Source organism: Candidatus Hydrogenedentota bacterium (assembly GCA_035450225.1).
In the GTDB taxonomy this organism is placed as follows: Bacteria; Hydrogenedentota; Hydrogenedentia; order Hydrogenedentales; family SLHB01; genus DSVR01.
The window spans coordinates 125,924-151,772 of record DAOTMJ010000003.1 but is presented as its reverse complement, the minus strand read 5'-3'; the positions used below and the strand labels follow the sequence as shown (position 1 = coordinate 151,772).

Annotated in this window: 22 protein-coding genes; 8 read left to right on the top strand and 14 right to left on the bottom strand. The window is 59.5% G+C overall.

The genetic code is table 11. The features are described from left to right. Positions 1–120 precede the first annotated feature (120 nt). The 5 genes from P5540_03710 to P5540_03690 all read right to left on the bottom strand — a co-directional run bounded on the left by P5540_03710 (position 121) and on the right by P5540_03690 (position 3,791). Positions 121–1,830: a ferrous iron transporter B gene (locus P5540_03710; protein HRT63908.1), complete on the bottom strand. Its 1,710-nt coding sequence runs from the start codon at positions 1,828–1,830 to the stop codon at positions 121–123. After that, positions 1,827–2,066, bottom strand: a complete 240-nt coding sequence (locus tag P5540_03705) for a FeoA family protein (protein ID HRT63907.1) — start codon at positions 2,064–2,066, stop codon at positions 1,827–1,829. Before P5540_03705 ends, P5540_03710 begins: the two co-directional genes overlap by 4 nt. Before the next feature lie 140 nt (positions 2,067–2,206). After that, positions 2,207–2,428 (bottom strand): type II toxin-antitoxin system HicA family toxin, encoded by a 222-nt coding sequence (locus P5540_03700; protein ID HRT63906.1) that lies wholly within the window; start codon positions 2,426–2,428, stop codon positions 2,207–2,209. Positions 2,429–2,431: 3 nt separating this feature from the next. Beyond that, positions 2,432–2,647 (bottom strand): type II toxin-antitoxin system HicB family antitoxin, encoded by a 216-nt coding sequence (locus P5540_03695; protein HRT63905.1) that lies wholly within the window; start codon positions 2,645–2,647, stop codon positions 2,432–2,434. Between the two features lie 43 nt (positions 2,648–2,690). Continuing rightward, positions 2,691–3,791, bottom strand: coding sequence for a hypothetical protein (locus tag P5540_03690; GenBank protein HRT63904.1), 1,101 nt, complete (start codon positions 3,789–3,791; stop codon positions 2,691–2,693). A 195-nt stretch (positions 3,792–3,986) separates the two neighbouring features. Between P5540_03690 and mdh the strand changes: the two genes are divergently transcribed. The 4 genes from mdh to P5540_03670 all read left to right on the top strand — a co-directional run bounded on the left by mdh (position 3,987) and on the right by P5540_03670 (position 10,052). Further along, positions 3,987–4,943, top strand: a complete 957-nt coding sequence (mdh, locus tag P5540_03685) for a malate dehydrogenase (protein HRT63903.1) — start codon at positions 3,987–3,989, stop codon at positions 4,941–4,943. Positions 4,944–5,100: 157 nt separating this feature from the next. Further along, on the top strand, positions 5,101–6,078 hold the full coding sequence (locus P5540_03680) for a GNAT family N-acetyltransferase (protein HRT63902.1): 978 nt from the start codon (positions 5,101–5,103) through the stop codon (positions 6,076–6,078). Further along, on the top strand, positions 6,075–6,761 hold the full coding sequence (locus P5540_03675) for an ABC transporter ATP-binding protein (protein HRT63901.1): 687 nt from the start codon (positions 6,075–6,077) through the stop codon (positions 6,759–6,761). Before P5540_03680 ends, P5540_03675 begins: the two co-directional genes overlap by 4 nt. Before the next feature lie 3 nt (positions 6,762–6,764). Then, positions 6,765–10,052 carry an ABC transporter permease gene (locus tag P5540_03670; GenBank protein ID HRT63900.1) on the top strand — a complete coding sequence of 1,096 codons (3,288 nt, stop codon included), beginning with the start codon at positions 6,765–6,767 and terminating at the stop codon, positions 10,050–10,052. A 123-nt stretch (positions 10,053–10,175) separates the two neighbouring features. Here P5540_03670 and P5540_03665 read toward each other — a convergent pair whose 3' ends face one another. The 3 genes from P5540_03665 to P5540_03655 all read right to left on the bottom strand — a co-directional run bounded on the left by P5540_03665 (position 10,176) and on the right by P5540_03655 (position 16,468). Beyond that, a complete protein-coding gene (locus P5540_03665; GenBank protein ID HRT63899.1) occupies positions 10,176–12,770 on the bottom strand; it encodes a tetratricopeptide repeat protein in 2,595 nt (864 codons plus the stop codon). 106 nt (positions 12,771–12,876) lie between these two features. After that, a complete protein-coding gene (locus tag P5540_03660) occupies positions 12,877–15,762 on the bottom strand; it encodes a tetratricopeptide repeat protein (protein HRT63898.1) in 2,886 nt (961 codons plus the stop codon). A 415-nt stretch (positions 15,763–16,177) separates the two neighbouring features. Next, positions 16,178–16,468, bottom strand: a complete 291-nt coding sequence (locus P5540_03655; protein HRT63897.1) for a hypothetical protein — start codon at positions 16,466–16,468, stop codon at positions 16,178–16,180. Between the two features lie 108 nt (positions 16,469–16,576). On the opposite strand from P5540_03655, the gene P5540_03650 reads away from it, so the two are divergent. Further along, on the top strand, positions 16,577–16,795 hold the full coding sequence (locus P5540_03650) for a hypothetical protein (GenBank protein ID HRT63896.1): 219 nt from the start codon (positions 16,577–16,579) through the stop codon (positions 16,793–16,795). 4 nt (positions 16,796–16,799) lie between these two features. Next, positions 16,800–16,991: a YjfB family protein gene (locus P5540_03645; protein ID HRT63895.1), complete on the top strand. Its 192-nt coding sequence runs from the start codon at positions 16,800–16,802 to the stop codon at positions 16,989–16,991. Positions 16,992–17,007: 16 nt separating this feature from the next. Here P5540_03645 and folK read toward each other — a convergent pair whose 3' ends face one another. From folK to mnmA, 6 genes are all read right to left on the bottom strand, one after another. Then, complete coding sequence (folK, locus tag P5540_03640) at positions 17,008–17,529, bottom strand: 2-amino-4-hydroxy-6-hydroxymethyldihydropteridine diphosphokinase (protein HRT63894.1); 522 nt, start codon at positions 17,527–17,529, stop codon at positions 17,008–17,010. Then, positions 17,522–17,896, bottom strand: a complete 375-nt coding sequence (gene folB / locus P5540_03635; protein HRT63893.1) for a dihydroneopterin aldolase — start codon at positions 17,894–17,896, stop codon at positions 17,522–17,524. Before folB ends, folK begins: the two co-directional genes overlap by 8 nt. After that, on the bottom strand, positions 17,886–18,599 hold the full coding sequence (locus P5540_03630; protein ID HRT63892.1) for an SDR family oxidoreductase: 714 nt from the start codon (positions 18,597–18,599) through the stop codon (positions 17,886–17,888). Before P5540_03630 ends, folB begins: the two co-directional genes overlap by 11 nt. Before the next feature lie 60 nt (positions 18,600–18,659). Beyond that, on the bottom strand, positions 18,660–19,505 hold the full coding sequence (locus P5540_03625) for a serine protease (protein ID HRT63891.1): 846 nt from the start codon (positions 19,503–19,505) through the stop codon (positions 18,660–18,662). 15 nt (positions 19,506–19,520) lie between these two features. Then, the gene (locus P5540_03620) at positions 19,521–21,563 is read right to left on the bottom strand and encodes a PDZ domain-containing protein (GenBank protein HRT63890.1); all 2,043 of its coding nucleotides are present in this window, start codon (positions 21,561–21,563) and stop codon (positions 19,521–19,523) included. A gap of 131 nt (positions 21,564–21,694) precedes the next feature. Further along, positions 21,695–22,813, bottom strand: coding sequence for a tRNA 2-thiouridine(34) synthase MnmA (gene mnmA, locus P5540_03615; protein ID HRT63889.1), 1,119 nt, complete (start codon positions 22,811–22,813; stop codon positions 21,695–21,697). 468 nt (positions 22,814–23,281) lie between these two features. On the opposite strand from mnmA, the gene P5540_03610 reads away from it, so the two are divergent. After that, complete coding sequence (locus tag P5540_03610) at positions 23,282–24,460, top strand: mannitol-1-phosphate 5-dehydrogenase (protein ID HRT63888.1); 1,179 nt, start codon at positions 23,282–23,284, stop codon at positions 24,458–24,460. Between the two features lie 52 nt (positions 24,461–24,512). Next, positions 24,513–25,829: a dihydrolipoamide acetyltransferase family protein gene (locus P5540_03605; GenBank protein HRT63887.1), complete on the top strand. Its 1,317-nt coding sequence runs from the start codon at positions 24,513–24,515 to the stop codon at positions 25,827–25,829. Positions 25,830–25,849: the final 20 nt, after the last annotated feature.

Sequence of the window (25,849 nt, the reverse complement as noted above, 5' to 3'; positions counted from 1 at the left end):
TTACACATGTTGGCACCCACCTTGTCGTTTCCAAGCGATAGGAATTGTATCAGCCCTTTCCGGACAAATCAAAAAACGCCACCTTGTCATCTTCATTCATCCTTGCATGCGGCTCCGCGGTCAAAGCGCCAGGTTCAGCAGGATTCCGGCGGCAAGACTCGCGGTAATCATGACGGCCATGCTCTTGGCAAGGCCGAGGAGGCCGAGTTCGCGGGCAAGAACGATGAACGTGGCGATACACGGAAAGGACATGGCGAGAACGGTCACGCTGATAATCAGTTGTTTCGGCTCGAGGTTCAGCGAACCGAGCATGCCGACGGCGATGTCCTTGCGCAGAAATCCCAGCACCAGCGCGAGCACAGCCTCCTGCGGCAATCCGAATAGCCGCATAACGACGGGACCCAAGGCATCCGCCACGATATCGAACACCCGCACGCGGTTCAGCAGGTTCACGATCAGGACGCCCAAGAGGACAAACGGCACTGCCTCCTTGAAATATTGCTGAATGCGCGTCCACATCTTGAACCCTATCGCACGGGGCGACGGCATACGGTAGGGCGGAATTTCGAGAATGAGTTCCGGACTCATGCCCTTGAGCATCGCGTTCAGAATCCAGCCCAGCACGATCCAGACGAGAAAGAGCGTGCCGTACACGCCCGCAACATACCATGCGCTGTGATGGCCTAGGATGCCCCACATCATGGCCTGGAGACTCGCGCACGGCACCGCAATCGAAACGAGCGTCGCGGCGATCCAGCGTTCGCGGGCGCTTTCGAGGACCCGCGTGGCCATGATACCCGGCACGTTGCAACCCAGCCCCAGCAGCATCGGTATGATCGCCCAGCCGTGCAGCCCCATGCGGTGCATGAGCGTGTCGAGCAGGACGGCCAGGCGCGGAAGATAACCGAAGTCTTCAAGGAGACTAAGCACCAGGTAAAAGGCCAGCACGTAGGGAAACACCATGGTCACCGCAACGTACAGGCCCGTGCTCAACAAACCGAAGGACTGGACGAAATCAATCTCGCCGCCCACGAGTGTGCCGATGAACAGTTCGTGCCAGAATCCAGAAGGATCGAGGCTTGCGCTCAGCCGCACCAGCATCGGTTTCCATAACAAATCGAAGACCGGATCGAAGATGAAAGCGATCAACCCCTCGCCAATCATGCGGATGCCGGCAAAGGCCAGGAAAAGCATGAATGCGGCGATGGGCAGGCCGGTTTCGGTGCGCACGGAAGCGTCGCTCAACAACTCGCCCAAGGTATGATGGCGGTGCGTCAACGTTTGGACTTCGCTGACGATTCGGCCCACCTCGGTCCACCGTTGCTCCTCGGTCATGACGTCATGCACGGGAGTCGGGGCGGCGGCCAGATGTTCCACCAGTTCCTTGATTCCTTCCCCTGTCACGGCCACGGTCGGCACGGCGGGAACGCCGAGGAGTTCCTGCAACTTGCGATGGTCTATTTGTATGCCCTGATGCCGGGCGTCGTCCCATACGTTCAGCGCGACGACCATCGGCAGGCGTTGTTCGAGCAGATGCAGCGTCAGGTGAAGGTTTCGCTCGAGATTCGTCGAATCCACGACATTGATGACCGCATCGGCCTCTTTGAGCATCATGACGGCAATTTCCTCGGCCTTGCAGGCCGCCTCGAGACCGTACACGCCGGGCACGTCTATGAGCAGCGCCTTTTCCGCCCCCAGCATCATGTCGCCTTGGGTGAACTCGACCGTTGTGCCCGGATAGTTGGCCGAGATCGCCCGCACGCCGGTCAGCCGGGAAAAGACGACGCTTTTTCCGACGTTTGGATTGCCCATGAGCAGAATGCGTTTCATTTCGAAATCTCGACGAGAATGTGGTGCGCGACGCCGTGTCCTATGGCCGTTTGCGACCGGCCATGCCGCACGACCACCGGGCCGCTTCCGGCCCGTCCGCTGATCTTCTCGATAAGCACGCCCGGCCGTATGCCAAGCGACTTCAGCCGATGATGAATCTGATGTCCGCCTTCGATGGCCACGACCAGCAACGGCTGGTTGTTTTTCGCCTGATCAAGGGGCACTGGCTTCTCCACGTAAACGACTCGCTTTCTATTGAAGAACAAACCTCGCGGGGCTTGTATTCTCCATGGGTCAATACGGCGGCGCGCCGAACGCGGCAATTGTACTCGCAATCACCGGAAAACTCACGCGCCAGACGCCCGGGCGTCATCCCTCAGAGCTGTTCAAGGAACTCTTCCACGCCAATACCCGCATGGGCAATCAGGGCGCGGAGCGTTCCGACGGAAAGTTCCTTGTGTTGTGGAATTGACAGATTCACGCGCACACCCGGCTTGGTCATGACGAGATGACTCCCCACTTGGCCAACCACATTCCATCCAGCGCGCTGAAAAGCCTTCGCGGCCTGGGAACCGGATATATTGTTCAAGCGCCCCATTCGTTACACGGCCACCATCCGGGGCGGCCCCGACGAGTTCACGGAAAGCGCGGCGGCGGCTTTTTGATCTTCCGCCCAGAGCCACGCCGTGATTGCTTCTCGAATATTGGCCAAGGCCTCTTCTTCCGTTCGGCCCTGTGAAACGCAGCCCGGCAGCGCCGGACATTCCACGACCAGCCATCCGTCTTCCGCTTGTTCGATTTTTACGTGAAAGATCATGGGCAAAGATCCTTTTGTCCTTCGTGCAAACCCATTATAGCATTCATGTGTTCCTTGCCGCCCGCATTCCCTTTGCGCCGAACGCAGCAATTGTACTCGCAATCGCCGGAAAACTCACGCGCCAGACGTCCGCCGGCACATTTTCCGATATCTGAATTTGCAGGCGCCCCGTGCGGCCGCCCTCTTCGAGCAGTTTCTCCGTGCAAAGACGGATGGCGTCCGGTCCCGCGAGATGGACCGATGACGGGAAATTGACGCACAACCGCATCTCCGGCCACTGCGCCACGGCCTCCGCGACGCTTGTGTCGTTGTCCGGCGGCGGCGACATCGAATCGAGGCCGCGCAAAGGCGACTCGGCAATCGCCCGCCATAACGCCTTCAGATCGCCGTCCGCATGAACGAACAGCGGCACGTCGCGTCCGGTTTCCGCGAGCAAGCCGGCCAATTCGTCGTAGGCGCGGACGCAATAGCGGCGGAAATACGTGTCGCCAATGGCGGGCGCCGTAATGTTGTCGGGAAAAACAACGTAAGGTACGGGCGCGCCTGAACGAACCGCTTCGCAAACGACGCGGAATATCCCGTGCTGAACGCGCTCGATTTCAGAAACCACTTCCTGCATCAAATCCGGCCATTCCGCCAGATGGATGCCCAGATCCGCAAGGCAGACCCATTGCACCCATAACTGCTGGTAAGGCGTTCGGGCCACCGACACATGCGGCAAGCCGTCGTCGCCGAGGTCGCGAACGACGCGATAAAGACCTTCGCAATCAAGCCGGACACGCATGTCGCGAAAATACGCCATGAGGATCCGGTAGTCGTCCGGCTCCTTGACGTAGTGGCACGCCGCCGCGGATGTGCCGTATGCCGGTTCGATCAACCGCTCTTCGTAAAGACGGCCTTCGGGCGTAATCAGCGTATTGCGAAAGCCGGGCCGCCCGTCGCGGACAATGTCCTCGCGCACGAAACGGCAGTTGGGCGTGTCGAGGGCATGAACGCACGTCCACACGAGCAGACCCATGTTCCCGCGCCCGATGACGGACCATATCGCCTCGTTCGGCGCGGCGAGTCCGCTGTATTGCACAAACGGGACGCGATCGTGAGGCCGGCCCTGCGCCAGCGCCAGCATCCGTTCCCGCATCGTCATGGCCAATTCGCTCCGATTGGTTCACGGGAAGGAATTGTACATTCCGCGGCAGGCTCATGTCGCGTTTGGGAAATTCCCTTGAATATCACCCTCCTTTGTCGTGTGCCTGATGACTGAACGACGATGGGAATTTGGAACCGGCGGAATGGTACACTTGCGCCCGTGCGGTCGAAACAGACAAAGAAAGGGTTCGACATGGCCAAGGCAGCAGGAAAACGGTTCAAAATTGCGTGTGTGGGCGCGGGGAACGTCGGCGCGTCGGTGGCGCAGTATTGCGCGGAGATGGAATTGGGGGACATCGTCCTCGTGGACGTGGTGGAAGGCCTGCCGCAGGGCAAGGCGCTGGATTTGACGCAGGCGGGTCCCATTCGCGGCTATGACGCCGTTGTGACGGGCAGCAACGATTTCGGCGCCGTGGAAGGCGCGGACGTGGTGGTTGTAACGGCGGGTCTTGCGCGAAAACCCGGCATGACGCGCCTCGATTTGCTCGCGAAAAACGGCGCCATCATCACGGATGTATGCGGCCACATTGCGCGGTGCGCGCCGGAAAGCGTCGTCATCATCGTAACGAATCCGCTCGACGTGATGACGTACGTCGCGTTGCGCAAACTCGGTTTTCCTCCGGAACGGGTGCTCGGCATGGCCGGCTGCCTCGACAGCGCGCGCCTGCGCGCGTTCGTGGCGATGGAACTGGGCGTCAGCGCGAAAAACGTGGACACGATGGTGCTCGGTTCGCATGGTGACGACATGGTGCCGCTGCCGCAATACACGACGGTTTCCGGTATTCCCATCACGCGCCTGCTGCCGCCGGACCGCGTCGAGGCGCTTGTCAAGCGCACCCGCACCGGCGGGGGCGAGATTGTGGCCCTGCTCAAGACCGGCAGCGCCTATTACGCGCCGGGCGCCAGCGCCGCGCGCATGGTGCAGAGCATCGTCCGCGACGAGCGGCAACTCCTACCCTGCGCGGCGTATCTGACCGGCCAATATGGCCTCGAAGACCTCTATATCGGCGTGCCGGTTCGCCTCGGCAAGAACGGCGTCGAGGAAATCGTCGAGTTGGAACTCTCCGAAGACGAGTTGGCCGCCCTGCACCGGTCCGCCGGGGAAGTACGCACCGGTATCAGCGGCCTCAAGGAAGTGGGCGTCTTGTAACGCAGACGCCGAGAGACCGTGGCATGCGTTTCAGGGCCGCCCGAAACCAGGTGAAACGGCCTGCTTGGCCTCATGGTTCCGCGGCGGTTGGGCGGATTCGCATTCGGGTGACGGGCTGCGATAGCCTAGGAACCGATTGGACGTGTGGAGTGGCGCCATGTTCCATCTGGAACGACTGAGACGTCTCCCGTCGAATACGGACGAGTTTGTGGAGGAAATCGCGGACGGAATTTCCGGTCTATATGGTCCGGAATCCGCCGCGTATTATCGCGTGACCGGGCCGAAAATCCTCGGTTCGGCCATTGCCCACAACGGCGTGGATGTTATCGCGGTCACGGACGGCGTCAAGGCCGCGGGCATGCTTATGTCCCATGTGCGTCATCGCACCGGTTATATCTCGTTTCTTCATGTGTTGGGCCGTTACACCGGACGTCATATCGAACGCCGGTTGATTCGGGAAAGCGTGCGCACGCTTCGGGCTCGCGAGGTTGGCGGAATCGTTTACGAAGGTATTGCGTTCGGTTCATTCGATCTGGACGGTGTTTTTTTGCCGCAGGGATTCACCGGCACGGATCGCGCGATTATGATGGCTGCCTTGCGTGACGCCGATTGGAGTCGCCATGCGCCAAAGACGCTCGAGGCGGGACCGGATTCTTTCACCGAGATCGCCCGGACCATCGTGGATGCCTACGAAGACCATCCGGAACAACGGCTGCACGTCGAGGTGCGACGCCCGGCCTTGGCAACCGATTTTCTGCGCCGGGTGGTCGCGGAGGATTACGGTTTCTTCCGGAGCGGTTATTTGCGCGTGGTCCGGAAGGATGAACGATCAGCCGGCGCCAGAACCGTTTCCGGCGTGACCGCCGGCTGCGAGGTCGCTCCCGGACATGGTTTCGTGCTTCAGGTTGCCGTCCGGCGCGACTGTCGGCGCCAAGGGATTGGAACAATGCTGGTGCGCGATTTGATGCACGCGTTCTGGCGGGCGGGCATGCGGCATGCCGCGCTTGGGGTCACGCTCGACAATCCCGCGCGCGCCTTGTATGAAGGGCTGGGATTCCGGATTGTGCGGCCCGTGCGCGTGTACACTTGGTGGCGCCCGGTGCGGAAAAAAGGCGAAGGAAACGAAAACAGATGACGGAAAACGGACCGCTTATCGAATTGCGTGACGTGCACAAGGCCTATCCGGCTGGTCCGGGACCGCTTCCCGTCTTGAAAGGCGTGGATTTCACGCTTTATGCCGGCGAGTGCGCCGCCATAACCGGACCGTCCGGATGCGGCAAGAGCACGCTGCTCAACCTGATGGGGGCGCTCGACGCGCCGACTTCCGGCCAAGTGTTGTTTCGGGGACGAAGCCTCCTGTCGCTCACGCCGATGGAGTCCGCGCAATTCCGAAACCGGGACGTGGGTTTCGTTTTTCAGGCCCACCACCTCCTGCCGCAATGCACGGCGCTTGAAAACGCGATTGTGCCCGCCCTCGTGCATAAAGACGCAAGAAACGCGCGCGAACGCGCCGAAACGCTGCTCGAACGGGTCGGTTTGGCGCACCGAATGGATGCGCGACCGGAACAACTTTCAGGAGGCGAAAGGCAGCGGGTTGCATTCGTGCGCGCCCTGATCAATCGTCCGGCCCTCCTGCTGGCCGACGAGCCAACGGGATCCCTCAACGAGGAAGCGGCGCGCGACATGGCCGATCTGATGCTTGAAATGCAGCGGACGGAACGGATGGCGATCGTTATCGTGACGCATGCCATGCCCATCGCCGAACGGTTCCGGCGCGTTCTCGAACTGAAAGACGGGCGGCTGGTCCCGCAGGGTTGACGCATGACTTTTTTTTCGCTTATCCTGCGCGGCCTTGCCCATCACCGCCGGATGCACGCATCCGTCGCGGCCGGTACGCTGATTGCCTGCGCGGCGCTGTCGGGCGCGCTCCTCGTGGGCGATTCCGTTGACGGGACGCTGCGCGGCATTGCCGTGGCACGGCTCGGGCGCGTGACCTATGCCATAGATTGGGGGCATCGTTTTTTTTCGCAGGATCTGCCGGAAGCCATTCATCGGGAGGAAGGGCGGATTCATGCGGCGGCGGTCCTGGCCCTGCGGGGAATCGCCGCGATTCCCGCCGGATCGAATGTGCCGCCGAATCAAATCAACCAAGCCAACATGATAGGCGTAGGTTCCGAATTCTGGCGCTTTGCCGAGGAAACGCCAGCATTCGGCGCGCTGGGACCACAGGAAGCCGCCATGAACGAGGCGGCCGCACGTCTGCTGGGCGTTGCTGTCGGCGACGACATCGCGCTGCGCATCCCAAAACCTGGACTCATGCCGCGGGATGCACCGCTGGCCGGCAACGAACGCGATGCCTCGATCGCGCTGCTTGTCACCCTCAAAGCCGTATTGACCGATCGCCAGCTGGGCCGGTTCAGCCTTGCGATCAATCAGGCGACTCCCTGCAATGTCTTTCTGGATCGCACATGGCTGCAGGACCAGATGGATCTCGCCGGGCGCGCGAATCTGCTGCTGGCGGACGATGGGGCGGATGCCGAAGCGATCGATGCCGCGCTCGAACGCGCGTGGACCTTGGAGCATATCGGTCTCGCGTTCCGCCGACACCCTTCGGGTTTGGTTCAGCTCGAATCGTCGCGCATTTTCATTGAAGACGAAATCGTCCGCGCCGCCCTCGACGTTCCGGGGACGCGGCCGTCATTGACCTATTTGGCGAATTCCATCTCCAAGGATGGCCGCACGACTCCTTACTCGTTCGTGGCGGCAGGAGGCGTTCCGCCCGATTTGCCCGGAGACGCCGCGATTATCAACTCATGGCTGGCGGAAACAATCGGCGCGGCGGCGGGCGACCGTATCGAAGTTGCCTACATGCAGTTTCAGCCCGACAATGCCTTTGTCGAAAAACGCCGATCGTTCCATGTGTCCAAGGTGGCGTCCATGGACGATTTCGCCATTGAACGGGAACTGGCGCCGCGATTTCCGGGGCTATCCGATGTCGAAAATTGCCGGGATTGGGATATCGGCATGCCGCTTGACGCGGAACGTCTCGACGACGCCGCAAACGAGGCGTATTGGAATACCTATGGACAAACCCCCAAATTGCTGATCCCTTTCGATACCGGGAAGGAACTGTGGGGGACACGATTCGGTTCCGTGATGGCCGTTCGCTTTCCCGCCGCCGCCGGGGACGAAAAAGAACTGGAACGCACGCTGCGCGCGCGCATTGATGAAAAAAAAATCGGGCTGGCATTCGCCGCCGTACGGCAACGCGCACTCGACGGGGTAAATCAGGCCATGGATTTCGGCGGCCTCATGGCGGCCATGAGCGCTTTTCTCATCGGTTCCGCGCTAATCCTGCTGGGATTGCTTTACTCTTTTGGTTTGCAACAGCGCGCCGGGGAAATGGGCACGCTGATGGCCGTGGGATATTCCGCACGACGCATCCGCGCCTTGTTCATGGCCGAAGCCTCTCCGTCGGCCCTGTTTGGCGCGGTCCTCGGCGCGGTCCTCGGCGCGCTTTATGGTATGGGGCTGCTTGTCCTTCTTGTGCGGCTTTGGCCGGATTCCATGGCCGAGACCTCCATCCGTTTTCATGCCCGGGCCGGCACCCTGGTCGAATCGGCCCTCGTCGTGCTGGGATGCACGCTGATCATCCTCTGGTTCGGTGTGAGCCGGGCGGCAAAACATCCTGCCCGCGAACTGCTTTCAAGGGATTACACGGCCATCCCGCCGGCGGCATCCCGAAAACAGAGGCATGGACAGCCCTTTTTCATGGTGTTATGCTTGGCCGGTGCGGCGGCCCTGGGTGCCGCCGCCTTGTCCGGCGCAATAAAAGACCTGCCCGTGGCATTTCTGGGAAGCGGATTTCTTCTTCTGATGGCCGGCCTCGGAGGCCATGCGTGGTTTCTTGGATATCTTGGACATCGCAACACCTTTAGAAATCCCACTTTATGGAAGTTGGCCCTCGCCAATCTCGCACGACGACGCAGCCGGAGCCTTGGGGTTGCCGCGGCAATCGCCTGCGGTTGCTTCCTGGTGTTGTCGGTTTCGGCCATGCGCGAAAACCTCGCCTTGCATGCGGAACGCCGCGATTCCGGCACCGGCGGCTTCCCCATCTATGCCGAAACCAGCATGCCCGTCATGGATGGAGGACGAGCATTCTTGAAAGGCTACATTGGACAGGTGATCCCGCTGCGTGTTCGGGAGGGCGACGACGCCGGATGCCTCAATCTCAACCGGGCGCAAAGTCCACGCCTGTTTGGCGTGAATGCCGAGGTCTTGGGGGCCCTCGATGCGTTCGCGGACAAAAAAACATGGGAGACGCTACTTCATCCATTACAAGATGGACAAATACCCGTAATTGTAGGCGATACAAACACCGCTTTGTGGGGTTTGAATAAAAAAACCGGTCTGGAAGACGGCGAAAATCTGACTATAACGGATGAATCGGGGCAAGAGGTGACCCTGAAACTTGTCGAAAGCCTGCCCATGCGGCTTTCCGTTTTTCAGGGCGCCCTGATTCTTTCCGAATCCGATTTTACGCGTCTCTTTCCGTCCGAAAGCGGACACCGCGCCTTTCTCATCGAAACGCCTCCGGAAAAGGTCCACGAAACGGTATTGCGGCTCAACCGCGAATATAGTCGGATCGGCATGCAGGCCACGAGGACCCTGGATCGCCTGGAAATGTTCTATGGCGTAGAAACCGCCTATCTTGCACTGTTTCTGGTGTTGGGCGGACTCGGCCTGATGCTGGGTGGCGCCGGTGCGGGAATCGTCGCATTGCGCAACCTGCACGAACGCCAATCCGAGATCGCTTTGTTGCACGCCCTTGGATACGATTCCCCTGTCATTTTTCACGTCCTGCTCGTGGAACATGCCGCACTGTGTGGCACGGGCATTTTGATGGGCGCCTGCGCGTCCGCCGCCGCCATCATTCCCATGATCCTCGCAACCCACACGCAAATCTCGCTTTACGCACAGACGGCCGTCTTTGGCGGGATTGCGGCCGTCCATGCCGCCGCCATTTTCGCCGCGCTTCACGGGGTTTTGCGAAAAATACGAAAACCGGACAGTAGGCCCGAAGTGGTCAAATCCTTGGAGAGTTCTTGATGCGCCATCTTGACCGGATACGACGACATCTTCGGGGCAAACTCACCCTTGATCCGTTATCGTATCGGCCCTCTGTCCGTCCAAGCATCTTCCCCAAATAATATTCCGCATCGCACCGGAAAACTACGGTGATCCTGTTCGCGCCTTGGCGGCGCCTGCGCGTTCAAGACCGGCCTTAGCGGGCTCGCACAACGGATTGATTGCGAGCGCCTGGCGAAACAGCCGAATGGCCTCGTCGAATTGGCCGGCCTCGGTTAAAATCGTGCCCAGATTGCAATAGGCGTTTACATATCGCGGGTTGATTTCAATCGCCTTTTGAAAGAACCGCACCCCTTCCTCGATCCGCCCCATGCGCACGAGGGCAAACGCGAGATTGTTCGGGATATCGGCGTTGTGCGGGTCGTTTTCGAGCGCTTCGCGATACTCTTCGACGGCCTCGCTGAAACGTCCCTCGTCCCGCAGCAGATCCCCCATGTTCAGGTGGGCGTTTTTGTCCTTTGGATCGGCGTCAAGGGCACGCTTGTATTGATCCATGGCGCCCTGCTTGTCACCCTGGCGCTCCAACAGCCGCCCGAAATTGTTGCGCGCGAGGGCGAAGACCGGATTGAGGCGCAGCGCTTCCTCGTATTCCTTGCGCGCCGCGGCAAAATCGTTTTTCAAAAAATACTCGTATCCGAGATTGTTGTGTGCGTTGGCATAATCCGGATTGATGCGCAACGCGGTCCGGTACGCCTCGATAGCCTCATCGGAAAGCCCCAGTTGCGACAAGGCCAGCCCCATGTTGTTCGGTATGTCCGCGTTGTTTGGCGCGCGTTCCAAGGCCTTCCGGTAATGCGTGACGGCCTCTTCATATCGCTTCAGGGCAAACAGGGCGTTCCCCCAATTATAATCAGCATTTTTGTCCATCGGATCGGCATTCAGCGCCTCCTGAAAATGCGCAATCGCCTCGCCGGGCCTTCCCTGTTCGATCAACAAATTGCCAAGATTGTTGCGCGCAATGGGCAATCGCGGATTGATGCGCAAAGCCGTTTCGTAACAATGCAACGCCTCCTCGTGCTGTCCTTGCCGGGCGAGTTCATAGCCGAGATTGTTCCATGCAATGTCGTTTTCCGGCTTGAGGCGCAAGGCTTCGCGGTATTCCGCGATTCCCTCCTCGACGCGGCCCAACTTGACCAGCAGGCGTCCGCGCGTCACGTGGCCGTCCGCGTATTTCGGATTGACGGCCAGTTCCTCCGCGTTTGTTTCGAGGGCACGCTCGATTTCACCTTTCTGTTCGTAAGCAATCGCACGCTGGTGATACCAAATGGCGCGATCCGGCTCGTATGAATAGAATTGGATACTGTCCACGCCCCATACGGCCGCACCGGCCGCAATCCAAATTCCCGCCCGGCGGTATTGGCGCGCCCCAAGCATCCGGGCTACGTGCGCCATGCCGAATGCGCCCATCAGCAGCAGGAACGGTATAACCGGAATACGGTAACGTCCCGCCACGAAATAGGGCATGACCGACGCAAAATAGGCCAAGATAAAAAGAAAGATGAGGATATGAAGCGCAAAACGATCGCGCGAAATCCCTTTCCGATTTGCTTTCCATGCCTGGATGGATGCCGCCGTGCCGAGCACAAACACCGCCATAACCGCCGGAAAGCCCGGCATCCACCGCAACAACGGCGAATGACGTTTTTCCCAATGAAGCACCCGATCGTTTGTGGTCTCTGTCGGCCCCCAGAAAATCAGGGCACGCTTCAAGGTCAATTGCAGGGTTTTGAGGGGATGATGGACGATAAAATCCACGGCTTGGTCGTAGAAATAGCGCGATGCCTCCGAAAATTTGATGTTTTCCTTTCCCAGGATTCGTCCGACGCCACGAACGATCGTCGGATAATGAAAGCAGGTCCAGTCCTCGAATCCGGCGATTTCCTTCAGATTGGGAATTTTTGGGGTCACGCAATCGGCGTTGGGATTGTTGCCCGCCCACAGGTTGACGCCGCCATAAGATGACAGAAAGACGAAGTCCCCCGCGACGACGTAGTTGCGAATAATCGGCGGCGCGATCACGCAAACCGTGCCCAAGGTCATCATCAACGACGAGAGGAACCACATGCGCCAGGCTTTTGCCGGCCATAAAAACCACGCGCACCATGCAACGAGAAGCGGTCCGAACAACACGACGTTCGGGCGAAACAACGCGAACGCGCCGAGGGCCAGTCCAACGCCAAGCGCCCTGACGGCGCCGGGCCGGGCGACCCACAAGCGGATTGCATGCATCATAATCAGCGCAATGGCAATGACGAACACGGGATAGGTCAATTCACCCTCGAAATGGATGAAAATCCAGTAGGTGGCCATGAAAGCCGCAGCCACCAGCGCGACCATCCGTCCGAACAACTTGCGTGCAAGGAAAAACATCAGCGCCACATTCACAAGGCCAAGCGTCATCTGCACAATCCGCGGCGCAAGGTAACTCAAGCCGAAGATACGGTAAATGGCCGCCAGAACGTATGGATAGCCGGGTGGGCGCCCATGCGGCGTCGTGCGGATGAGCGGATCGGGATAGCCATCGGGCGGTGTCCAGTTGCCGGTTACCATCCCACGCGCCCAATAATCGTTGAACTGCGGGTCTAGTGCGGGATGATCGAAATCCGGCGATTGCAGTATCAGACCCAGGTAGATCGCGCGCAGCACAAGGCCAATCAGCAGAATCCCCCCAAGCGCCATCCATTCCCGTCGGGACATTGGCCCCGGACCCGACGTCTCCAGAGGGATCGGCGTTGGATCGGAAGGGGCAATGGCTGAACGTTTTGTTTTTCGGGCGGCCTTCATTTTATCCGCCTCCAAGCCGGTCGAGCATATCGCGCGCCAGTTGAAAATCCGGCGCAATGGCCAGTGCGGCCTTGAAATGTTCGATGGCCTTCGCCGTTTGGCCGGCGGCGGCCAGCACAGCCCCGTAATTGTAATGGGCCGCGGCAAATTTCGGATCAAGCGACAACGCCTTTTCAAGGAAGCGAATGCCTTCCTCAATGCGGCCCAGTTTGATCAATGCGCTGGCCAGGCCGTTCGCCGCCATGGCGTTCGACGGATTGATTTCGATCGCTTTTGAATACGCCTCGGCCGCCTCCTGCCAGCGTCCCTGGTTCGAGTAAACGTCCCCCAGATTCGCATTGGCGAACCGGTCGCGCGGATCGATGGCCAGCGCGCGTTGATAGCACCGAATCGCCTCGTCGGGCCGGTTTTGACGATTGTAAAGATTGCCAAGGTTATTCAGGGCAAGCGGATAGTTCGGCGCTATGCGAAGCGCCTCCTCGTACTCCCTTTTCGCCAAATCATCCTTGCCCGCCTGCGCATACAAATAACCCAGGCCGTTGTGTAGGCCGGCGTCTTCGGGCGATATATCCAACCCTTGCCGGTACATGGCGATACCGTCATCGAGCCGGCCCTGGTCCACAAGCATGTTGCCCCAATTGGCATACACCAGGACAAAATCAGGCACAATCCGAAGCGCTTCCCGGTAATGCTTTTCCGCCTCGACATACTCTTTCTTTTCCGCCAACAGCAGTCCGAGATTGTTATGGGCACGGGCATCGTTCGGATCGAGTTCAAGGGCAATCCGATACCGTTCGATGGCCTTTTCCGTGTAGCCGGCATTGGCCAGTTGAACACCAAGGTTATAGTGATAATCCTGTTGCTTCGGGTCATCCTCGACGGCCTTCGCGAAATGCCGGATCGCTTCTTCGTAATGTCCGAGCCGGGCCATCAGATTGCCGAGATTGTTGCGGGCCACCGGCAACGCCGGATCGGACCGCACCGCCTCGCTGTAATGGGCATACGCCTCGTCGAACTTGCCCTGATCCTCGAGAAGAACCCCCAGATTGTTGTGCGCGACCGCATCGTTTGGATTGAGACGCAACGTCTCGTTGTAATGTTCGATCCCTTCCTCGATACGGCCAATCTTGATCAATTCCGCCGCGCCGCTCAACCGGACATCGGGATCGTTTGGATGGCGTTGGAGGGCGGCCATGAGATGCTGGAAAGCCTCGTCCTTGCGGCCCGCCTTCGCGAACAATCGCGCGAGGCGCATGTGCATGTACGATGCCGTTTCGGGCCGGTCGAGAATCGGCCGAGCGGCGGCAATCGCCTCGTCAACCTTGCCCTGGCGCATATACGATTCGGCGCGTTGGTAATGCCACCGCGACAAATCCGGCTCGAAGCCGATATATTGAACGGAAGCCAATCCATACGCCGCGCACAGGGCCGCTGTCCAACCCGCCGCCCTTCGCCGTTCGCCGTTTCTGAAATATTCGCCAATACGGCAAAGGACGTAAGCGCCAAACAAAAACGCAAACGGAATCACCGGAACGCGCGCGCGGCCATTCACGAAAAACGGCAGGAACGACAAGTAATAAGTCAACATGAACAGCAGGATCAATATCGTCAAATCCCGTGCGCGGCTTTCCGCGCCGGGAAGCCCCGTCATAAGCCGTTTTGCGCGCCAATCGAGCGCAAATCGCATCAACCCCACCACCAGCAGCGCCATGACCATCGCGAAACCGGGCAGATACTTCAACGGGGCATAAAAACGCTTTTCATAATGGACCACCTTGTTGCAGGTGATCTCGATGGGTGTCCAGAAAAGAACGGCTTTGACGGCCGCCAGCTTGATGGTGCGCCATGGATGCTCCTTGATGAATTTCAAGGTCTTCCGGACGAAATAGGACGAGGCGCCGGAATGGGTCATATTTTTGATTCCGAGTTCCTTGCCCAAGCCCTTCACCACATTGTTATACACCCACACCGACCAGTTGCCCGTGCCTTCGAGGTCCTGTAAGTACGGCGTCCATGGCGTGACGCCGTCGGAGTCCTCGCCATTCCCGATCAAGAAGTTTTCACCGAAATAGGTGGAGATGGGCACAAATTCGCCCGACACCCGATAGTTGCGGACGGTCACGGGCGCAATACACGCGATTGTCACACATAACAGCGCGGCCCATGAGGCCGGAATGCGCCGCCATTGGCCGCGACGATATGCAACCCATGCCATCCAAAAGGCGATGAACGGCCCGAAAAGCAGAATGTTCGGACGCATCAGCGCATAGCAACCGCAAATCAGCCCCGCCAAGGCGGCCCAACGCGCGCCCAGCCCCCTCCCCCATTCCCACAGCACGTTCATCAGCGCCGCGCCGAGGAAAACAAACAGACAGGGATCGTTCAGTTCGCCTTCCCAGAAAACGAAGACCCAATACGTCGCCATGAAGAATGCGACAATCAGTCCGGCCGTTTCCCCGTGGAGCCGCTTGGCCAAGCGAAACATCAGAAGGATGCTCAAAAGACCAAGGAACATGTTGACAATGCGCGGCGCGAGGTAACTGCACTTCGTGAAGTAATAGATGGCCGCGAGGTAATAGGCGTGCCCCGGAGGACGGAAATACGGCGTCGTCAGCATTTCCGGATCGTTCTCGCCCTCCCGGACTGTCCAGTCACCCGTAACCAACGCGCGGGCATACCAATCCATCACGTCGGGATCCTGCTGTGGCGCGGCGAAATCCGGCGCGTTCAGAATTTCGGCAAGATACCATGCGCGCAGGACAACTCCCACAAGCAGGATTGCCGCGAGAATCCAACGCACAGGCGCCGATCGCGATTCAGACGTCCGTGGGTATGACGCCTCCTTGGACGAAGACGCCACTCGCAATTTATCCTTTTTCTTGCCCATGATCCAAGGCCTTCCTTGCCGCAAGTCCGCATTACAGCATATTTGACGGGACGATACCAACGCCGGCGATCATGCCTCCAAGTCAAAGACCCTGTTCTGGACATTGCAGGGAAGCCGAAAAAGAGGGGGGAATTCCAAACACCGGCTTGCGGCTCTCGACTCTGCCCTTCGGAGCCTCATATCAGATTCAGACTCGCCAACATGCCTGAAAGGCGGCATGGGCGCCGCGTGTGGGGAAGCGACCGTCTGCACGTTTGGGCATGTCGCTCTTGATCGAGCGAGGCGACGGATCAGCGGCAAGATGCCGTTTCTACCATAGGCGCGGCATCCTTGCCACGGTCATTACACGCAGAATTTGGCCTTTCATCCCATACATGCGCTTGGCGTGTTTCACCGGACGATCTTTCCTTTGTTTCTACATCCCATCATTCTTCCCGGCGCTCCTGATAATCCATTGGATGGCCAGCCACGGAAAGAGGAAAAAGGTGATGGCTCCGATTTTGAAGAGTCCCATGAAGCCGTAGACGAGCAGATCGAACTCGTGACGGGTCATGGAAAACCAGCGTGAATGCTGGCCGTACGTAAAATCTCCCGCTGCGACCAGCAAGAGGAACCAGAACAACAACAGCCCCGCGGCCATAACCAGGCAACGCCAAAGCACCGCCGCAATCACACGCAGCGTGCCGATTTGTTCTTTCGTCATCATGGTTGCAGATCCTTTCCGGGGTCCGGCCCGCGTTTGCATCCATGATCCATTATACGTCTTTTCGCGTCGTAATTGTGGTATAATTAGATGAGATTTGAGGGTAAAGCCATGGGTGTCAATGGTGTGGGTCCCGGCAACGGCGCCGTTCAGGCACAGAAGGCGCAACAGGCCCAGCGCGCAACGCGCAGCAAACCGCGTCCCGTTGTGCGCAACACGCAGGATGCGCGCAACGTACAGGATACGCGCAGCACGCAAACCCGCAAGCCGCGTGAGTCCGCGCCTCCGGCCGACCGCGACGTGGGCCGCCGCCTGGATGTGAGGGCTTGAGGGCATGTTCGCGGAAATCGCCATTGGAGCCGTCAATACCGCCATTCAGACGACCCGCGTGCAAAGCGCTTTCCAAGTGGCCGCCGCCCGAAAAAGCATGGATGTCCAACAACTCATTGGACAGGCGGCAATCCAACTCATTCAAAGCGCATCCCTTGATCCCGATATCGGCCGCCATTTGGATGTGTCGGCATAAACCCGGTTCTCCCGCGTCACAATCCAAGCGCCTGTCGCACTTCCTTCGTGAAAGCATCGGCCCGAACCCCTTTTTCCACCATGGCGAGGCACGGCAAATCGGCCACGCGTTCGCGGGATCCGGGCAACGCGAGTTCGGGGTCCAGTTCATACAGCCCCGCAGCAAGAAACGATCGCGCGCGAATGTCGGGGTCCGGTATGCAAAGGTCCTTTTCGGCGACAACCCAATCGTCGAACAACAAAAGGTCAAGATCAATCGTTCGCGCCGCGTAGGGGTCGCCGGAGCGCACGCGCCCCAATTCCGATTCGATGCGGCGAAGGACGTCGAACTTGAGCGGACGCGCTTCCAGATTGGTTTGCGCGCGAATTACGCCGTTCAGATAGGGCGGTTGTTCAGGATGTTTCAGGGGGGGCGTTTGGAGGAATGTTGACACACCGGTGATTCGGACATGGTCCCTCAATCGTTTGATCGCGGATAGAATGTTTATTTCGGGATTGATGTTGGCGCCCACGCCGATATAGGCCGTGCGATCAGCCATGACGCGCGCGGGTAATTTCGACGGCGACGCTCCGCGCAAAGCGCAACGCCCCGGGTTTGTCCACCGAAACGGTCGCGCGCACGACTTTGGGATCTGCAAGGCACAATTCGGCGATGTCTTCCGCGAGGCGCTCGATTAGGAATCGCGACGACGACTCGACCTTTTCGATGATGCGATTCTTGATTCCCTTGTAGTCAACCGTGTCTTCGATGCGGTCCGACCGGCACGCGGCCCGCAAGTCCGATTCCAGGACGATATTGATGATGACGTCCTGCTTGTTTCGGCGCTCCTCGGGATAAATGCCGATGATGCAACGAACGGATAGATCGCGGATATAAATGCGATCCAACGACTCATCAGCAGCCATACATTCCTCCCCGCATATGCCGTCCGCCGTCAACGAAGATCACCTGCCCCGTCACAAAATCGCTGCGCAAAAGATACAAAACGGCCTCGGCCACATCGTCCGGCGATCCATACCGATTCAGCGGATTGGTCGCCGCAAGTTGGGCCAGATATGATTCGTCCTTGCCTTCAGGGGGAAGAATAAGCCCCGGCGCAATGCCGTTTACGCGCACGCACGGCGCAAATTCGACCGCCATCATCCGGGTCAGCGTGAACAACAGACGCTTGCTCAGATGATACGACGCATGCTCCCGATCATAATCCGCGATGCGCGCATCCAGCAGATTCACAATGCCGCCCGGTCGTTTCTGCGCGGCCAGACATCGGCCCAGCAGGAAAGGCGCAAGCGCGTTCAGGTTGACGGCATCGTAGAATGCTTCCGGAGTGACCACGGCCAGCCGATCGGATAGAAACGAGGATGCGCTGTTGATGAGATAATCAATCGGCCCGGCCAGCGCGACGGCCTGCCCGAAGAGATCCGATGCGGTACGCGGATTGCCCAGATCGCCCGGCAAGGTCCATGCACGGACGCCCTGATCGCGCGCGTCCGCCGCGGTTTCCCGCGCCTCCGTCTCGCTTGAGCGATAATGCACAACGACATGCACCCCCTCGCGCGCCAACGTCAGCGCCACCGCGCGTCCAATCCGTTTTCCCGCCCCGGTTATCAGGGCCGTTTTTCCGGCGAGTTCTTCCAGATCAAAATCTCCTTGCCTTAGCCTTCAACCTTATTGCTTTTCCTCCGCAGCCGTTTCAGGCGATAGCGGGGCTTGCGCCGCGGCCTCCTTGATGTCGGCCACCGGAACGACGATAGCCATCATGTTGCCGCTCATTCCGCCCATCATCGCCATTGCCCCCTGTCGCTCGCCCTTGATGGATCGCATGACGAGGACGCCCAGCAGGTTGCCGTCCATGGTGAAAACGGGCGAACCCAAACCGGAATGCGTCGGATCGTTGCCCGGAATGTAGAAGGTCCGCGGCTTGCGCACCACGGCCTGAATGCGTTCGATACTGGCCGAACAGGCCCGGTTGGCGACCTTGCCGAGCCGGTTCAGGGCGATTAGCGGATCAAGTGTCTGCGCTTCGCCGGCGGCCGACAGGTCAACGAATGTCATCGGTTGCGCCGGCGGCGGCGTTGGGCGCACAAACGCCAGATCCAGGTCCTTGTCTCGCAAGACAACCTGCGCGGGAAGTTCCGTGCCGTCGTCAAGCAGCATCTTGACGTCGCCGAGGTTGCTTTCCATCTTGAATTGGTCGCCGATGTCGCCCATGGATGACATCATGTTGTCCAGAAATCCGCCGGGGTCCGTGGACGATAGCGCCAACACGGCCAGTCCGTCCGGCGCGATAACGAATCCCGTCGCTTCTTCCTTGTTCTCGTTTTCCTGCGATCCCATGCCCATCGCGGAAATTTTTTGTTTGATGACCATCTGCACCGTGACCACGGCTTTCTGGTTCTTTTCCAGAATCGCACGGCCCTTGTCCTCGAATTCGCCCGCGATCGCGACCGCTGAAAACGCCACAAACGCCCCTGCCGCCATCCATCCGCCCATTCGTGCAATCCGCCGTTTCATGCGCCATTCCTTTGTTTAGTTGCCATCCCACTTGGGTTCAATTTCAATATAAAGGGTGTAAATACCGCGCACGACGCGCAACACCACCGACTTGGGTTTTTCTTCGGTAATCGCCCTCATTTGCGACCGGAAGGTTTCAACATCGGCCACGGCGGCCCCGTTCATCTCCACGATCAGATCGCCCACGTTCAATCGCCCTAGCGCCGCCCAGCCGCCCGGCTTGACTTCGCTCACCAGGACGCCCTGCTGGTCGTCCTTCCATTGTTCGCGCGCCTTGTCGAAGAAACTGATGTCCCGCACCGATAACTCGAACTGTTCGTCGCGCCATTCCTTCATTTCGCGGACCAGTTTCGGCGCTCTCGGCAACACAACTGGAATCGCCTTTTCCTCCGATCCGCGCAACACGCGCAGCGTCGCCGTGTCGCCGACGCGGTACTGGCGAATCAGCGCCGGCAATTCCTCATAGTGCTCCGGCGCGCTGGCGGTCAGCGGCGTGTCGTCCACGGACGTAATGATATCGCCCACCTGCAATCCCGCCGCCGCCGCTTCGGCGCCCGCATAAACCTGCGTCACACGGAATCCCGTCAATTCCCCACGCCCAATTCGTTCGGCAATGTCGCGGGTCAGAACCTGCGTTTCGCACGGCAGCCACGCCTTCTTGACCTCCAAACCCGGATCCTCGAGATTCTTGATGCCCACCCGCACCACCGTCACATTGCGTTCCGTTTTTCGATCAAACGCGGCCAATACCGGCGTTGGTTCCGTCTTGCCGGCCGTAATTTGTTCCGTCATGGCGATCAATTCGGCCACATTCCGGACCGGTTGGCCGTCCACTTCCACCAGCACATCCTTATCCCGAATCGCCGGTTTGGCATCGCCCGCGCCCCCGCCGGGACGCACCGACCGAATCAACACGCCGTCCCGGTTCTTGCGCTTCATCTCTTTCGCCTGAACCAAGGACAGATCGCTCGCGACAAATCCCCATGCCTTGATTTCGTGATCTTTCAGTTTTGCCGGCTCGCGTTCTTCCGGCGTGACCGTCAATGCAAGTTCCCGCCCTTCCCGCAGGACGACGAGTTCGGCGGGGGCGCCTATCGGCAACGCGGCCACCAGCCGGTTGAAGTCCGGTATCTGTTCCGCAAACCGCACGTTGGTTTCCGCGCCATTCACACGCACAACCAAATCGCCGCTCCGGATGCCGGCCCGCGCCGCAGGCGATTCCTCGATAACCCCTGAAATCAACACGCCGCGATCCGCCGCGGCATGTTTCAGACGGGGCTGCACCGTCACGCCCAGCCACGCGCGAACCACTTTTCCACCGGCGATAATCTGTTCCGAAACATCCTTCACAAGGTTGGACGGAATGGCGCCGCTCAGGCCCATCGAAATCTCGTTGATGCCGATTACCTCACCGGCCGCATTGACCAACGGGCCGCCCGAATTGCCGGGCGCAATGCTTGCGTCGTGGCCGATCCATTTCACCAGCGCGCCGACATCCTCGCCGTCCTCCTTGAACTCGCCCCAGGCACGAAGCCATTCCGGCATAATCATCTCGACATTGCTTACGATGCCCCGTGTCACCGATTGCGATAACGCAAGCGGACTGCCCATCGCAAACACCGTGTCCCCCACCGCCACCCTCGACGAATCCCCGAACGCCGCCATCGGAAATGTCCGGGAAGCGTCCCCGCGCAGCTTGATCACCGAAATGTCCGACAACGGATCCGTGCCCACCAAGTCCGCTTCGATTTCCTCCTTGTCGAGCAACGTGCAAAACAGGCGCGCCGCATGGCCCGCCACATGATGATTCGTCACCACATGCCCCTGGGGCGTGACAATCACCCCGCTGCCCGACGTATCGTATTTCAGTTCGCGCCCTTCCGCGTAATCCGTCCACACGACCTGAATCCGCACCAGTGCCGGCCGCACCCGGTCCATCGCCGCGTACAGCGCCGCATGGTTGCCCTCCTCAATCGCCGTCCCCGATACCTCTTGCGCATGGGCCGCGCACCAAACCATTCCCACCGTTGCAAACAATAAAATCGTCAACCGACGCATGATCAACCTTCCTTGGACATAACTAACCACCGCAAGCATAGCACAGCCGGATGAAAATGCGGAAAATCATCGCGCCCCCCGTACGGAAGCCTGTTTCAGGCATTCAGGACATCTCTTGCGAAACATCCGAGTTACGGGAACAGGCGAATCACCCCGCCGGCGACCACGGCGGAGTGTTCGTCGTAGAGAACCAGGTGCTGGCCGGCGGCGGGAGCGAAAACGGGCGATTCGAATCGCACATCGAGACGGCCCCCCCCGCAACGGACGATTGTGCAGGGTTCCGGTTCGCCGACAGATCGTATTTTGCCGAAAAGGCGGTTGCCGGCATCGAGGCGGCAGGGTTGCAAACAATTAAGCGATTCAGCGGACACCTCGCACACGAAAGCCGCCGCGCGCGGCCCGACGACAACGGTGTTCGTATCCGTCCGAATTTGAAGAACATACAACGGCTCGGAATGGGCGATGCCGAGGCCGCGTCGCTGGCCAACGGTGTAATGGTGCAGGCCGGTGTGCTCGCCCAGCACATGCCCTTCCAAATCAACAATCGGGCCGGGTCGGGCGGTCGTTTCAGCGAACAGGGTCCGGTAATCGCCCTCGTTGGCAAAGCATAATTCCATGCTGTCCGGCTTGCGCGAGGTGCTCAATCCGTGCGCGACGGCGATTTTACGAACCTCCGATTTTGTCATTCCGCCGATCGGCAGGTGCAGGAACGGGATCTTCTCGCGATGGACACCGTACAGGAAATAACTCTGATCGCGGGACCGGTCCACGCCCCGGACCAGGCAATGCGCGCCGTCCCGTTCGACGATTTGCGCATAGTGGCCCGTGGCGAGATTCTGGACGCCGAAAGCGTCGCGGATGGCGTCCCATGCCCACTCGAACTTGACACGCGCGTTGCAATCCACACACGGGCTGGGCGTCTCGCCCCTGAGATACGCCTGCCGGAACGGGCCGATGATCCAGCGATCAAAGGCTTCTTCCACCTCCATGAAATAGTGCGCAATGCCGAGGTCGCGGCACACAAAGGCCGCATCCACGCCGCAGCATGGGCGTCTCCCGCCGCCCTCCGCCAGCCGGGGTATGCGCATGGTGATGCCGAACACCTCGCGTCCAGCTTCGCGCAATGCCAACGCCGCGACGCTGCTGTCCACACCTCCGCTCATCATCACGGCGACGGCGTCGCGGCCCGGTGGTGATGCGTCGCTTCCGGAAGATTGGATAAAAAGTTCGGCGTTCACTGTGTCCGACATGACCTCGCAGTATTTCCCGACGCACTTTTGTTCTTGAGAGCGCCGAGTTCTTGCTTGTATTCACCTGCCCTGAACGCGCCTGGGGAATCTTTAGGGTGCAAAACGTAGGACAGACTGTCCAGTCTGTCTATTCCGAAGACACAACGTCTCCAACGACGGACAGGCTGGACAGCCTGTCTTTTCCGAAGCCACGCCCTGTCCGTATACGGACAGGCTGGACAGCCTGTCCCACGCACTCACCCTTTTTACTGCTCCTGTTGGAACTTCGTATTTAATGCTTCAATACCATTCTGTAATCAGATCAACCGGGAAAACAACCTTTTTCGGATAATTGCAACCTGCAACAAAGTTCGGGCATTCGGTACTCTCATGTTTTGTTATCGCATACCGATCGGGGCCAATGCCATTCGGTCAATGGAAGCCTTTTCGCTATAATGCCTGATGCGGAGACCAATCAAGGAGAATGCGGTGAAACAAGCGGTGCAGTTTGGCGCAGGGAACATCGGGCGCGGATTTCTGGGACAACTTTTCTTTGAGTCCGGGTATCGGACGACGTTCGTTGACGTGGTTCCCGAAGTCGTGGAAGGGCTTCGGGCGCGCGGGGCGTATCCGTTGCGAATCGTTGGGGACGATCCGCGCGAACTGACGATATCGAACGTGACGGCGGTTTCGTCGCTGGATATGAATGCGGTGGCCGAGGCGCTGTCCGAGGCGGATATCGCGGCGACGGCCGTCGGGGTGAACGTGCTGCCACGCATCGCACCCGCGCTGGCGGCGGGGATCGCGCGGCGTTTCGCCCGAACGGACGCCCCACCACTCAATATCATCGTGTGTGAAAATCTCATAGATGCCGGACCTTTCCTGCGCGAACACGTGCGGACGCATCTCGATGCGCGGTTTCACGACGCGCTCGATGAAAAGGTGGGATTCGTCGAGGCATCCATCGGGCGGATGGTTCCCATTATGACGCCGGAACAACGCGCCGAAGACCCGTTGCGGGTATGCGTGGAGGCCTATTGCGACCTGCCGGTGGACGCCAATGGGTTTCGCGGACCGATCCCCCCGCTGGCGCACATGATGCCGCGACCCAATTTCAAGGCTTATGTCGAACGAAAACTCTTTGTGCATAATGCCGGACACGCAACAACGGCTTATCTCGGCTACCTGCGCGGCCACGAGTACATCTGGCAGGCAATTGCCGATCCGCCCATCCGCACGGAAGCGGACGCCGCGATGGCGGAAACGTGCGCGGCCCTGTCCGCGAAACACGGCATGCCGCTTGGGGAATTGCAGGCGCATTGGACGGATCTGATCGAACGGTTTCAAAACAAGGCATTGGGTGATCAAATTCTGCGCGTGGCCGCCGATCCGATCCGGAAATTGGGTCCAAAGGACCGCTTGATTGGTGCGGCGTTGATGTGTTTGGAACAAGGCGTCGAACCGAGCCATGTGGCATTTGCAGCGGCGGCTGCGATGCTGTACGATCCTCCTCACGATGCCGCCGCGTGCCGTTTGCAGGATATTCGTGCTCAGGGCGGTCTCGATGCGGTCCTGAACCAAGTCTGCCAAATCCCCGGGGAATCGCATCTGGCCGGGTTGATCCGGGCGGGCACTGAACGGCTCCGGCAGGAAGGTTGGATCAAATAGGTGTCAGGTTTCGTCCCACAACCCAAGGTCTGTAATTTTACGAGGAATAGTCATGTATGAAGTAAAAATGCCCCAAATGGGTCAAAGCGTTGAAGAAGCATCCATCGTGATGTGGTTCAAAAAAGAAGGCGACCCCGTCAATGCGGGCGAACCCTTGTTTTCGATACAAACGGACAAGGCCGAGGTCGAATGCGAATCCCCCGCAAGCGGCATATTGCGGAAAATCCTCCTCGAACCGGATGTCATGGTTCCGGTGTTGACGGTCGTCGCGTTGATCGGTGAAGCCGACGAACCACTGCCGGAAGAGGGCGGAGGGCGGAGAATGGAGGGCAAAGGAGCACCCGGACCTTCGGTATCCCTCCCCACATCGGGCGTAGCCCGTTTGCAACCTGTCGTCCCCCAACCCCATCCCCCATCCTCCAACCCCAAAGCGGCGTCCCCGCGCGCCAAGGCTCTTGCGGCCGAGCGTGGCGTTGACCTTGGCGGGGTGACCGGCACGGGCGCGGGCGGCCGTATCATGGCGGACGATGTCCTTGCTGCGGCTGTTGATGTCAAGGCGTCACCCGCCGCGCGCCGCCTGGCGGCCAACATGGGCGTCAATCTCGCATCCGTCGAGGGCACGGGGATTGCCGGGAAAATCATGAAAGCCGACGTGACGGCGGCGGCATCGCAACCGAAAGCAACGCCCATCGCCCCCACGCCATCGCCGGGTGGACGCCGCGTGCCGCTGTCGAACATGCGGCGCATCATCGCAAAGCGGATGTGCGAGAGCAAGTTCGCCGCCCCGCATTATTATGTTACCGTCGAGATTGACATGGCCGCCGCCAAGGCGTTCCGGGCATCGCTCAAGGCTTTCAGCGCCTCATTCAACGATTTGGTGCTCTTCGCGACCGTCAAGACGCTGCGCGAATTCCCGAACGTGAACGCCAAGTGGCTCGGCGATGCCATCGAGGAAGTGGCGGACATCAATCTGGGCGTGGCGGTCGCGGTACCGGCCGGTCTTATCGTGCCGGTATTGAAACAAGCACAGAATCTATCGCTCGAAGGCTTGGCATCCGCTTGCAAGGCGCTGATCGAAAAAGCCCGGAACGGCAAACTCTTGCCGGACGACTATATCGGCAACACGTTTACGGTCTCGAACCTGGGTCCATTCGGCGTGGACGATTTCACGGCGATTATCAATCAGCCGGACAGCGCAATCCTGGCGGTGGGCGCGATGAAGGACCGCGTGGTCGCCATTGACGGCGGCATTCATATACGGCCCATCATGAAAATCACGATGTCCAGCGATCACCGCGTCGTGGACGGCGCCGTGGCGGCCCAATTCATGAAACGGTTGAAGGAAATCCTGGAAACGGCGGATTTCTAGGGCTAAAGGCCAAAGGCTTC